Here is a 12,179-nt window from a genome sequence, read left to right as displayed (position 1 = left end):
TGGTAAGGATGTTCAGTTGATCCACTTGTACTTATATTGGCCAAGCTGTTTTGAGAGCAGAAGAGGGCTGACTCCTGGCCGTGTGTACCTGCAGAAACTCTATTGGGGTGATTTTATGAGTACGTTGTATTCGCTGCGCTCGTTCGTGAAAACAGAGGGTTCTGACGCCGAGCCCGTTGTCAGAGAGCACTTGGAGCTTCTGGTGCAACTCAGTGAAGCAAAGGCCGATTATTTCAAGATCAAAACGGCTTCTGACTTGCGTGTGTCGGGAACCACGGACAATGCTCAAGTCCCCATTGAAAGCATTCTGGAAACAGACTCCAGGGTATTTGCAGTGACAAGGATCGAAGGCGATACGATAAAAAACACCGTCGAGCCACTGATGGAAAAAATATCTCCCGGCGTGGGGAGCGGGGGGAAGAAAGCTGTCAATGCCATGGTGACAAACATCGTGTCCGGCTTTCTGGGGAATTCGGCAGCCTTTGGAAATACCGAAGAATATTACATTGTCTACGCTGAGCATAATGCGCTCATAAGGCTTGATATCCACCTGTGGAATCAGAAGGTGAATTTTTCAGGGGCGGTGAAGAAAGAGTTAAATGACCTGCTGGTAATGACCTACTCGAAATCGGCCATCGACGTGCAAAAACTTAAACTGAATACATTCATTGCTCTGTATCAGCGCCAGCTTTCTTCGATAAACCTCAAGATTGACATCGATGAGATATCCCGGATCAAAAGCATCTATAGCTTGCTTCATGACGCCTGATTCTCAAAAAAAGGTCGGTTGAAGCCAGCACTCAATTCATCCAGAGGGCGCTTGTGAGGCGCCCTTTACGTTTCATTTTTCAAGCCGCATCGATCTTTACCCTGACTGGCTTTTCACCCGCCAACTCAATGCATTTCAGCGCAAGAATCGTGGTCGGGTCGACCAGTGCGACATTGTGGTCCATTATCTGAAACGCCTCGCTGTGGGCCAGCACCAATGGCAATTCCGTGCAGCCGAGAATCAACACGTCAGCGCCCAGTTCACAAAGGTGCTCCGCCGCCAGCAGCAATTGCTCCTTGCAGAGTCCTTCGGTGAAACCAGCCTTGATGCCGCGCTCGCCGTAGATGGCTTCCATGACCATGTGCTGATAATCGAGCCCCGGCGTGATGATCTGTAGCCCTGCGCGGCTTGCCGCTTCGTGGTAGACCTGACTTTGCACTGTACCGGATGTGGCCAGCAGGCCGACGGTCTTGCCCGAACCGTATTGCTGCACGATCCACTCCACCGTCTCGGTCAGCATGTTGATGATGGGCACCTGCAAATGGGGCTGGATGCGTTCGACAAACGCATGAGCTGTGTTGCAGGGGATTGCGATGGCGTTTGCGCCAGCGCTTTCCAGGCGTTTGCAGGTTGCGTACATCGCCATGGTCGGGTCGGTTTCGTCGTGCAGCAAACTGGCGGTGCGATCAGGGATCTGCGGATTCTGCTCGACCACCATCTTGATGTGTTCCTGATCCTTTCCCGCTGGCGTATTGGCAACCACTTTGCCCATGAAGTCCACCGTGGCGGCGGGGCCTACACCGCCCACAATACCCAGTTTGAACGCCAGGCGTGCAGGCTGGCCTTTTTCCAGGGTCGCAAAGCTTGCGTAGATCTCGTTGATATCCAGAACCGATACCCCGCGGCGCTGAAGCTCTGGGCAAACCAGCGATAGCTCCGTCATGCCGGGGATCACCACCGCAGCCCCTTGCGCCTGCAAGGAGAGACACGCCTGATAGACCGTTTCCAGAGGCGCGCCTTCAAGGTGGCCGTCCTTGATGCCGTTGACGCCGTACATCGCGTCCATCAGCGCAGACTGTGCTTCGGCATCGGGATAAACGATCCTGAAATCCTGGCCCAGATACCGCTCGAACAGTCCTGAATGAGCGACGAAATCCGAAGCAATCACGCCCAGGGTCGTTCCGGGTTTGATCATGAGTCGAATGTGCCGCACCAGCGCCTGCATCATGTCCAGCACCGGAATGCCCAGCTCCTCCTGGATTTCGGCGCGGAACGTATGGCTGGCAAAGCAGGGAAGCATCACCGCATCGACGCCGCTTTCCTCGAACGACTTGCACACCTGGAACACATAGAACTTGCGTGACGTCATGTTGGCCTCCTTGTCCAGAGGCAGCAGCACGTCCTTGAACGGGTGCTGCTCGAACAGGAAGTGGTAGCGGCCCTGATCCTCAAGCACCGCTCTGGATTTGACCAGCTTGTAGAAGAGGTCACCACCAGCCAGCGAGCCCAGCCCACCGACGATACCCAGCTTGCGGACAAAGACACCCTTGCTGGCCGACCTGGATTTTCTCTTCATGACCCTGCTCCTCAGGCGACCGAAACCGGGTGTCCGGATTGGGCGCGTACATCTGTGTTATCCGCTGTTTCATCGGGATCTTCGTGTGGCTCGGATTTCGCGACCACGGCAGTGGCGATGCTGTTGCCCACGACGTTGGTGGCGGTGCGCGCCATGTCCAGGAACTGATCGATACCGATGATCAGCAGCAGCCCGGCTTCCGGCAGGTTGAACATCGGCAGGGTCGCGGCGACCACGACCACCGAAGCACGAGCCACGCCTGCCATGCCTTTGCTGGTGACCATCAGCGTCAACAGGATCAACAGTTGCTGGGTAAAGCTCAGGTCGATGTTGTAGGCCTGGGCGATGAACATGATGGCGAAGGCCTGGTACATCATCGAACCATCGAGGTTGAACGAATAACCCAGCGGCAATACGAAACTGGAAACCCGCTTGGGCGCACCGAACTTCTCCAGGGCTTCCATGGTTTTTGGATAAGCGGATTCGCTGCTGGCCGTCGAGAACGCCAACAGGATGGGCTCGCGAATCAGCTTGCCCAGTGTGAAAACGGAGCGGCCAAGGAACAGATAGCCAGCACCAAAGAGCACAGCCCAAAGGACGGCAATCCCCAGATAGAACTCGGCGATCAGCTTGCCGTAATCGACCAGCAGACCAAGCCCCTGAGTGGTGATCGCCGAAGCGATGGCTGCAAACACACCAATCGGTGCCAGGGCCATGACGTAATCGGTGATCTTGAACATCACCTTGGCCAGCTCATCGATGGTGTCGGTGATCCGTGTGTAACCGGCGCGCTTGACGCCAGCCAGCGCAAAGCCGAAGAACAGCGAGAACACCACGATCTGCAGGATCTCGTTATTGGCCATGGCCTCGGCAATGCTGCGGGGGAACACATGGCTGATGAATACCTTGAGGCTGAAGTCGCCAGTATTGACTGGCACAGCCGCTGTCGCATGCTGAACGACTTCCATATTCAGCCCGGCTCCCGGCTGAAACAGGTTGACCAGCCCCATGCCGATTGTCAGCGAGATCACCGAGGCCGTCACGAACCAGGCCATGGCACGCATGCCGATGCGCCCGACCGATCGTGAGTTCCCCAGGCTGGCAATGCCGCCAACCAGTGTGGCAAATACCAGCGGTGCGATGATCATCTTGATCATGCGCAGGAAAATATCGGTGATCATTGAAAAGTACGAAGCAATCTGCCTGGCATTCTGCTCGTTCCCTGCGAAATGGTGACACGCCCAACCCACCAGCACGCCCAGTGCAATGCCAATGGCGATTTGCCGTGGAAGTCTGTTTTTCTTCACGAAGCTGTCCTCAAGTGGTTTTTGATTTTTTTATCCGGCAGGAGACAAATCAGATTCGCCCAATGGCTCTCGTGGCCCTGGTGCTAGCGGCGATTCTAGGCAAGCGTTCGGCGGCGATGATGAGTAATCATGCTAAACCCATGCGCTTTTGGAATAGTTGTTGAAATGGCAGCGATAGGGCCGCGAAGCCGACGTAAAATGCACTTCTCACAGCGGGAGATGCCTGTATGCAAATCAAATGGCTGGACGACCTTCTGGCTATCGCCGAGTGGAAGAACTTCTCCCGTGCGGCCGAAGTTCGCTGCGTGACCCAATCGGCCCTGTCGCGACGGATTCGGTCACTTGAAGAATGGGTGGGCGTCGAACTGGTTGACCGTGGCACCTATCCCGTGCGACTTACGGCTGCCGGAAGCGCCTTCTGTGAAGAGAGCCGCGAAGTGCTGGCAGGCTTGCTGAGACTGCGCTCAACCTTGCGTGAAGTTGAACGCATGCCTGGGCGTTCCATTCAGGTCACGGCCGGGCACAGCCTGTCGATGACGTTTCTGCCCAAATGGCTTTCGCAGTTTCAGCAACACAACGAGCAATTCAACGCACGGGTCGTGGCTGCCAACATCCATGACGCCGTGATTGCCCTGGAGGAGGGCAGTTGCGACCTGATGATCGTCTACCACCATCCCCTTGCGCCCATCCTGCTGAACGCCGAACGCTTCGGCAGCCTGGCCTTGGGGCATGACGCTTTCATCCCCTTGTGCGCCCCGGACAAGAAAGGCCAGCCCCTGTACCGCTTGCCGGGCAGCGCCGCAAAACCCGTCCCGCACCTTGCCTACACCGCAACGACTTTTCTGGGGCGCGTCGCCGATATCGTCATCAAGAACGGCCCGACGCCCGTCAAGCTGGAACGCTGCTACGAAGCCGACATGGCCATGCTCCTGATGCGCATGGCCATCGAAGGCTACGGCGTGGCCTGGTTGCCACAAAGCGCGGTTGTTGACGAGCTTGAACGAGGGTTACTGGTAAGAGCCGGTGGCGAAGAGTGGAGCACCCGACTGGAAATCCGCTCTTACTGCGCGATAGCCAATCAAAACCCCACCATGCGCAAACTCTGGAAAACGCTGGAAGGGGCTTCGCGGCTAAGTCAGTAAACGCTGTACTTTGCTGTGCTGCACGGGCATAAGAGCTGCAATTTTTTCACCTAAGGGAATACTCATGCACTACAAGACTCTTGCCGTATTGCTCCTCTGTCTGCCGTTATCGGCCTGTAGATTCGAGTTTGGTTCTCAACCTCCACTGCCTTGGGCGCAGGTGAAGAAATCCGTTATCGTTTCTGCATTGTCCGAGCGTATTCGCCAGGCTAATCCTTACCCGTCCGAGTTGGGTGATCCCTTGCAGCAGCGCACTGATCAGGAGCAACTACGCAGGCAGATCAGCGATTTGAGGCAGTCTGCTCTTTCACGTTGTATTGCAAGCCAGACGCCAGCAGGCACGTCCAAGCCCTCTACGGGAGCGATTCAAGGGTTGTCGTCTTATGAGCAAATCATGATTGCTAATGGAAGCTCCCCAACTGCTGCCCAACGTTGCTCACGGGTTGCGGAAGGCGATCAACTGGTTTCGGACTTGCGTGTTCGGCTTGCGGGCATGGAAGCAGTAGAAGAAAAAAGACGGCAATTCGATATCAATATCCGGAAGAAAATCGAGCAGGCGGCTGACGATGCGATAGAAAACTATGCCCGCTCGCAAAAGTACGAACTGGTAGTGGGTAGCGACTCCAGCATCGTGTTCAACGAGAAAAAGGTCGTGCTGGATATTACCGAGGCGGTTATCGAGTCGATCAAAAGCCGATAGTGAAATTTAGTCTTTCATGAGTGTTCCTTCGCGAATGAATTCGCTCCTACACGCTGTAGGAGCGAATTCATTCGCGAAGCCAATCCATCAAACCACGCCATACACCTGCTGCAACCGGTCACGATAGAAGTCAAACGCCGCCCGTGCCCCGGCAATCACTTCCTTGTCCTGTTCTTCTGTCAGTTCCAGTGCATCCAGTTGCTGGACGAAGGCGCGCCAGTGCAGGGCGCGACCGTCTTCGTGGGCGGCAAGGTGGCGTGCGCCGTGGGTTTCGTTCAGGTCGAGCTGGCGGGTGTGTTTGAACAGGATTGCAGCGCCCAGGTTCGAGCCTTCGCTGCAATACAGCCAGCCCAGTGCCTGATAGACCGAGCCGATGGCAGCCGGTGCCGGGGTGTGCGGTGTGGGAATCTGCAGATCGTTCAGGTCCGCTTCGACGGCCGGGAAACGGTCGAGCTGGCTCAGGCCTGGCAGCAATTCGTTCAGGTTTTCATTGAGGTAGACCGGTTGCAGCGCACCATGAAAACCATGTTGCAGGCGCAGGAAGTTGCCGTAGTTTTCAATGCTCTGGAAAGGCTCGTTGCGCATGACCAGATCGTTGATGTTGTCGTGTTCGGTGTGAGTCCCGGCTTTCAGTCGTTTGGCGCGTGATAGTGGTTCTGCAAGGGTGGCGGTGGACATATCGGACTCCAGCGTGAAAGTAGAACTGCACGATAGAGTCCGCGTCAGGTGCCAACAATCGCGGGTCCATTAAGAGTTGTTAAGGTCAGAATGCGGCTTCGCGAATCAATACGGCGACCACATTCTGCCAGGCGTACAGCAGCGGGCTGCGCGTCTCGGCGTCGATGCTGACGCTGCCTCTGAGGGCCTGTTGAATGTTCTGCGCAGGTCCACTCGGGCGCAGCAGAACCCGATACATCGCTTGTTCCGGGATTGGCTCATGTTCCTTGTTCAGACGGGTTGCGATAGCGCCCTGATAGTCCGAGGCCAGTTCGGGAGCCGAGGCCAGTTTGCGGACTGCGGTTTGCTCGACGCTGCTGACGAGCAGTTCGATGCGCGGGCGAGACAGGTCCTCGGGGTAGAACCAGGCACGATTGTCTGCCGCGATGCGATGCATGTCCTGCTCACTGACAAAGGCTTCGATCAATGCACTGCCCGGTGCCGCGAGGGTCGCCAGCCACTCTCCCTGCGGCAGCCATTGGCCGACGGCCAAGGGTTCGGCCATATCGACGAGGGTACCGTCGAAGGGCGCACGAATCTGCAACTGATCGATCTGGCTGCGCAGTGCGTTGTAGCGTTCCTGAGCGGTATCGAGTTCGCGTTGCACCACGGGTAAGCGGGCGGCGGCGTCCTTGTCCATGCGCTGGAAGCTCAGTTGCCAGCTCAGCGTCTTGATCTGGAGTTCAAGGTTGCTCAGCTCATGAGTCAGTGTGGGTGCCTCAAGGTGGAACATCGGTTGATCGCGCTCTACGACCTGGCCGGGTCGTACATCGATACTTTGCAACCGGGCACCGTTGGGCACCAGCAGGGTTGCCTGCTGGCTGGCGCGCAACAGGGCTGGTGCCTGAACGCTGCTGCGCCATGGCAGGCAGACGCCAAGTAGCAGAGTGGCGAGCACAGCGGTGGTGATCAGGGTATTGCGGTTCATGCGGTAGTCCTTGCGGCGTCCGGCCCAGTGTTGCAACTCGCGAAAGATCGGCATCAGGATAAAAACGCCGATCTCGACGGCGAACAGCAGCAGCCCCAGCAACTTGAACGCGAAGTGATAGACCAGCAGGGCAATGCCCAGAAACAGGAAAAAGCGGTAGATCCAGGTGCCGAAGGCGTAGATCAGCAGCGTACGTTCCAGCCACGGCTCGAACACTTCAGGCCGTGGATCGCCCAGGCCGAACAGCCACTCGCGCAGACGCCAGCGGGCCAGAGCAAAGCTGCGACCTTGCAGATTGGGCACGTCCAGCGCATCGGAGAGCAGGAAGTAGCCATCGAAACGCATCAGGGGACTTAGGTTGATCGCCAGGGTCAGAATCCAGGTGGTGGTCGCCAGCATGAAGGCCGCACTGCGCAAGGGGCCGTCAGGCAGAAAGCTCCAGAGCAGGGTCGCCCAGGCGGCCAGTGACAGCTCCACCAGCATGCCTGCCGCGCCAATCGCCAGACGCTGGCGACGTGCGGTCAGGCGCCAGGCTCCGGTGGTGTCGGTGTAAAGCACCGGCCACATCACCAGCAAGGCCACGCCCATACTGGCTACCCGGCAACCGAAGCGTTTACAGGTGTAGGCATGCCCCAGTTCGTGAAGCACTTTGGTACACCCCAGAGTCATGGCTGCCAGCAAGGCACCTTCAAGGGTGAAAAAGTGCAGGAATGTATGCACGAAGACGTCCCACTGACGGGCAACCAGGATCAGTCCGGTCAGGGCTGCCATCAAGGTCAGAAGGGCAAAGCCGCGACTCATCAACGGTCGCACCCACGGCAATGAGCGCTCCAGAAACGCATCGGGATTGACCAGCGGAATACGCACGAACAGGTAGTTGTGCATCAGCCAGCCGGCCCAGCCATGCTTGTTCTGCTGGTTGATCTTGAGCAACCTTTCGTTGCCTTCCTGCCCTTGGGTCTGGACCAGTTGCAGGTTGCCTAGAAATGCCGCGAAACCTTTGACGTCCTGAATGTCCAGCGTCAGGGATGTCTGGTGATTGACCGAGTCCAGCACCTTTTGGCTGTTGCCGGTTTCCCAGCGGGCCAGCATTTCCACTTCGGCCCAGCCAAGCCGGAAGAACTGCCCGCGAGCAGGGTCTTCAAGGGTCCAGCTCGGTGAGCCGTCGCGCAGCCTCGGACCGCGATGCAGTTTCAGTTCCTGGCGCAGTTGTGGCAGGTCCGGGGTTGCAAGGTCGTGTATCACTTACAGCCCCACATGAATACGCAATGCCGCCAGCGGTCGACGCAGCAGGTAATAGAACAGCACCGTGGGTTCTGCATACAGCTTGGCGCTGCCCTTGAGGCCGATGCGGATGCGTGGGTCCTGGGTGTCGAAGGTGCTTTTCAGTCGATACGCCATGACGCCATCGGGGTTGACGCTGGCGCGGTAGCCGATGCGTTGCAGGGTCGCATCCAGTGGTGACGTGGGGTCGGTGTTCAGGAACAGTTTCACCGGTGTCTGCGCTTGCAGGGCAATGGCATCGGCGACGGGTAGCTGGATTTCCAGATCGGCATCCTGAGGTTCGGCGATCAGCATGATGCGTTCTCCCAGATTGACGGGGCGACCGATCCAGTCACTGGGGTCATCGAAAATCGCGATGCCGTCACGGGGCGCTTCAATACTCAGGCGCTTGAGATTGGCGGTATAGAACTCGACATCGTTTCTGGCCTGTTCGCGCCGTCCTTGCAGGGTGGCCAGCGTGGCCTTGCTACGTTCGTCGAACAGCGCCTGTTGCTGGGCCTGACGCAGCTCGGCATCGGCCACGGCGTAGGCCTGACGGGCCGACTCCAGATGATTGCTTTGCTCGCGGGTATCGAGTTGTACCAGCGGTTGGCCAGCGGTGACTCGCTGGTTCGGCTGAACCAGAATGCGGTCCACCACCGCAGCCAGCGGCGCACGCAGCACAGCCGGGTCCCGTGCAACGATTTCCGCCGGAGCCAATACCGACTGGCGTACCGGTAGCATCAACACTGCCGCCATTGCCAATCCGGCGATCCACAGCAGGCGCTTGCGTCTGCGCAGTGGTTGGCGTTGTGGACGATGCCCCAGCAGGCTGCTCCAGGCGTGGCCGTAGCAATCCAGCAGCAGTGGAGCCAACAGCCGTTCTGTGTCGCGCAGCGGGGCATCGCGACTCAAGAGCAACGCTCCAAGAAGCGGGCCGCCTGCCTTTTGCAACGGCATCCAGATCAGGCGCTGGGCGCAATACTCGCTCCATTGCGGCTGGTCTTCGGCAAGTACTGTCGAAGCGGTCAGTTCATGAATATGCCGGGCATTGTCGGTCTGTTCCCAGCGGCGGCACTGGCGGTTAAGCCAGGTCACCATGGGGGCCTGTTGCTCCACGACGGCCAGCCCCGAGAAACCTTGTATGGTCTGGGTGTCGCAGCACCAGAGGATGGCTTGCCGGTATTCGAGCAGCGAGTGGCTGTCGTTGAGCAGAATGAAGCTCAACGTTTGCAGGCTCTCGGCGGCGCGGACTTGCTGCTCCAGCTGGACCAGCAAGGTCAGGTGTTCCATGGAGCGGCTTTGCGCCTGAATCATGACTCACCCGGAGCCGTCAGTTTCGCCACGCCGCTCATGCCGGGCAGCAGGCTTTCATCGCTCTGGGTGATGCGCCCGAATACTTTCACCGACTGGCTGACCGGGTCGATGATCGCGCCGATCCGGCTGATCTGCGCCGGATAGTCCTTGCCGCTTTCGTCCAGATGCACGCTGAAGTTCTGGCCCGGTTTGAGCCAGCGCAACCAGTTGGACGGCACGATCAGTTCCAGCTCATAGGCGCTGTCATCGTAGATGCTCAGCAACTCCTTGCCTTCCGCGACGTACTCCCAGCGTTGCGCCTTGCGTGCCGCGACTCGCCCCGAGAAGGGCGCAGTGATTGCGCAGCGTCCCAGAATCGCCTGGTTGATACCGCTTTCGGCCCTGGCAACCGCCATGGCTGCCTGGGCCTGGGTGACATCGGCGACGCTGATGGAGTTGAGCTTGTCGAGGCGATTGGCGACTTCAAGCTTCTTGCGTGCGCCTTCCTGCACGGCGGCGGTGCGATTCAACTGCGCCTGATAGACACTGCAATCGAACGCCACCAGCCGGTCGCCTTTCTTGAATCGCTCACCTTCCTTGATGGACAGTTCGGTGATCTTCCCGGCGACCTCGCTGGACAGCGTGGTCTGGGCAATGGCGCTCAGTTGCACGCGCAACACTGGCTGGGTATCAGCAGCATGCGCCATGTTGGCGGCAACGCTGATCAGAATCGCCAGCCAGACTCGTGAATGCTGTCTGATGGAGGCAGGTTCAGCGTGCATTTGCCGTGCTTCCTTGCTCTTTGAGTTCCACGCCTTGCAACGAACCCAGGCTGTCGAACATATCGACTCTGGCAATCGGGGAAATGGCGACGGGTCTGGTGGAGGCCGGCCGGCTTTGGGCTGCGGTATTCAGAGGCGTTTCAAAGCGTGGGATCTGCACCTGACCGCTTGCCAGGTCGACCGCATTGCGGGCAATGGCCTGGGTCAGTTCGGCAATGCTTTCGCCTGCCAGACGCTGGGGCAGGGGATCGAGCCCGGCAGCCTGCTGGATCGCGCCGTAGGTGGCTTGCAACTCTGCGAAGCTACGATCACGGGTTCGTTTCGCCAGTACGGTTTCGGTTTCGATCCGTACCTTTTCCAGCAGGCTCTGGGCCTGGCTGCTGTAGGCTCTTTCACTTTGCGCCAGGATGCCGTCCTGCAAACGGTGCAGCTCGTTGGAGCGCTCGAACAGCTTATTGGCGCGCTGGTATTGCTGCCAGGCCACGTTGACCTGGGTCAGCACTGCCATACGCACGGCCTGGCGACGCAGTTCAGCCACGGCTTCGCGGGTTTCACCAGTCTTCTTGATCGACGAATAGGACAGCACGCTCATCAGGTTCCAGCTGATCTGCATGCCGGCATCGGCCCATTGCTCATTGACCAGATAGCTGTTGCTGTCACGGTTCAGGCCTGCGAACAAGTTGACGCCGGGCAACAGCTTGAGCATCGCCATGCGGGTTTCCAGTACCGCGTTGCGGGCCTGATAGGTTTCTTCACGGATTTCCGGGCGCTGGGTCATGGCCAGGGTTTCCAGATCATCCAGGCTGTAGGCCACGGCGGGCGCAGTCATGCTGGCATCGTCCGGGACGGCCAGGGTGTACTGGCTGGCAGGCGGAATGTTCATCAAGCCTGCAAGGCGTGCCTTGGCCAGCGCCAGTTCACCGTCCAGCACTTCCAGTTGGCGAATCATTTCCACCAGGCTTTTCTGGTAGCGCAACGAGTCGATAGGCGTCAGCAAGCGCTCGCGCTCGGTAACGCGGGCCTGATCCAGTGCGGCGCGGGCCTGCACCAGTGTCGATTGAACCTGCGGCTTGAGGCGTTGTGCGGTGGCGGCGTCCCAGTAAGCGGTGCGTACTTGCTGGATGATGTCGGCAATCACCCGGCGACGACGTTCTTCAGCCGCCAGGGTCTTGTTGGCCTGGACCTTGGCGCCGAAGTAGCTGATGCCGAAATCCAGCACGTTCCACGACAACTGCAAGTCAGCCGTATGGCCTGAACGATCAGAACTGGTGGAAGGTTCCAGCGACTGGGTGCGGGTACGAACCGATTCGCTGGACGAGCCCGCGACATTGTCCCGGCCACGCCAGCCTGCGCGAGCGGCCAGTTGCGGCAGCATCGACAGATTCTGGGTATCGAGCAGGCCTTCTTCCATGGCTTGTTCCATCAGGCCCACACGTTGTTGCAGGTTGTACTTCACCGCTCGCGCCATGGCTTCGTTGAGGCTGACCGGTCGGTTCAGGGGCTCTTGCTGATCGAACATCTTGCTGCGGTCGGCACTGGCCTGGGCCAGTTGCTGGTCCAGGCTGACCGGCTCGGGTTTGACCGCGCAGGCGCTCAGGCCGGCAACGATGCAGCCGATGGTCAGGCACAGGACGGTCTTGCGCAGCGCAAGGCCGGGCAGTCGCTGTTCTTGGGTGAGTCTGGACATTGTTGCGTTTCC

The 12,179-nt window shown here is 58.6% G+C and carries 10 protein-coding genes; 3 read left to right on the top strand and 7 right to left on the bottom strand.

All coding sequences use genetic code 11. The features are described from left to right. Positions 1-115: 115 nt before the first annotated feature. The gene (locus JL015_RS05010) at positions 116-769 is read left to right on the top strand and encodes a hypothetical protein (RefSeq protein WP_201017679.1); all 654 of its coding nucleotides are present in this window, start codon (positions 116-118) and stop codon (positions 767-769) included. Between the two features lie 79 nt (positions 770-848). Here the strand turns inward: JL015_RS05010 and JL015_RS05005 are convergent, their stop codons facing one another. Together JL015_RS05005 and JL015_RS05000 are read right to left on the bottom strand one after the other, a co-directional pair. Continuing rightward, positions 849-2,345: an aspartate/glutamate racemase family protein gene (locus JL015_RS05005; RefSeq protein ID WP_201017678.1), complete on the bottom strand. Its 1,497-nt coding sequence runs from the start codon at positions 2,343-2,345 to the stop codon at positions 849-851. A gap of 11 nt (positions 2,346-2,356) precedes the next feature. After that, complete coding sequence (locus JL015_RS05000) at positions 2,357-3,652, bottom strand: dicarboxylate/amino acid:cation symporter (protein ID WP_201017677.1); 1,296 nt, start codon at positions 3,650-3,652, stop codon at positions 2,357-2,359. A gap of 227 nt (positions 3,653-3,879) precedes the next feature. Between JL015_RS05000 and JL015_RS04995 the strand changes: the two genes are divergently transcribed. Together JL015_RS04995 and JL015_RS04990 are read left to right on the top strand one after the other, a co-directional pair. Beyond that, positions 3,880-4,794, top strand: coding sequence for a LysR substrate-binding domain-containing protein (locus tag JL015_RS04995; RefSeq protein WP_201017676.1), 915 nt, complete (start codon positions 3,880-3,882; stop codon positions 4,792-4,794). 64 nt (positions 4,795-4,858) lie between these two features. Next, a complete protein-coding gene (locus tag JL015_RS04990; RefSeq protein ID WP_201017675.1) occupies positions 4,859-5,494 on the top strand; it encodes a hypothetical protein in 636 nt (211 codons plus the stop codon). Between the two features lie 87 nt (positions 5,495-5,581). On the opposite strand, the gene JL015_RS04985 is transcribed toward JL015_RS04990, so the two are convergent. The 5 genes from JL015_RS04985 to JL015_RS04965 all read right to left on the bottom strand — a co-directional run bounded on the left by JL015_RS04985 (position 5,582) and on the right by JL015_RS04965 (position 12,167). Beyond that, a complete protein-coding gene (locus tag JL015_RS04985; protein WP_201017674.1) occupies positions 5,582-6,172 on the bottom strand; it encodes a biliverdin-producing heme oxygenase in 591 nt (196 codons plus the stop codon). Positions 6,173-6,257: 85 nt separating this feature from the next. Next, the gene (locus tag JL015_RS04980) at positions 6,258-8,384 is read right to left on the bottom strand and encodes an HlyD family efflux transporter periplasmic adaptor subunit (protein ID WP_201017673.1); all 2,127 of its coding nucleotides are present in this window, start codon (positions 8,382-8,384) and stop codon (positions 6,258-6,260) included. Next, positions 8,385-9,719: an efflux RND transporter periplasmic adaptor subunit gene (locus tag JL015_RS04975; protein ID WP_201017672.1), complete on the bottom strand. Its 1,335-nt coding sequence runs from the start codon at positions 9,717-9,719 to the stop codon at positions 8,385-8,387. Further along, positions 9,716-10,480: an efflux RND transporter periplasmic adaptor subunit gene (locus tag JL015_RS04970; RefSeq protein WP_051427722.1), complete on the bottom strand. Its 765-nt coding sequence runs from the start codon at positions 10,478-10,480 to the stop codon at positions 9,716-9,718. The genes JL015_RS04975 and JL015_RS04970 overlap by 4 nt, the downstream gene beginning before the upstream one ends. Next, a complete protein-coding gene (locus JL015_RS04965; RefSeq protein WP_201017671.1) occupies positions 10,470-12,167 on the bottom strand; it encodes a TolC family protein in 1,698 nt (565 codons plus the stop codon). Before JL015_RS04965 ends, JL015_RS04970 begins: the two co-directional genes overlap by 11 nt. Between the last annotated feature and the right edge of the window lie 12 nt (positions 12,168-12,179).

Origin of the sequence: Pseudomonas cichorii (assembly GCF_015471405.1) — a bacterium.
Lineage (GTDB): Bacteria > Pseudomonadota > Gammaproteobacteria > Pseudomonadales > Pseudomonadaceae > Aquipseudomonas > Aquipseudomonas serbiensis.
Note: the sequence above shows the minus strand (reverse complement) of the source record. Positions and strands in the feature narration are given on the sequence as shown.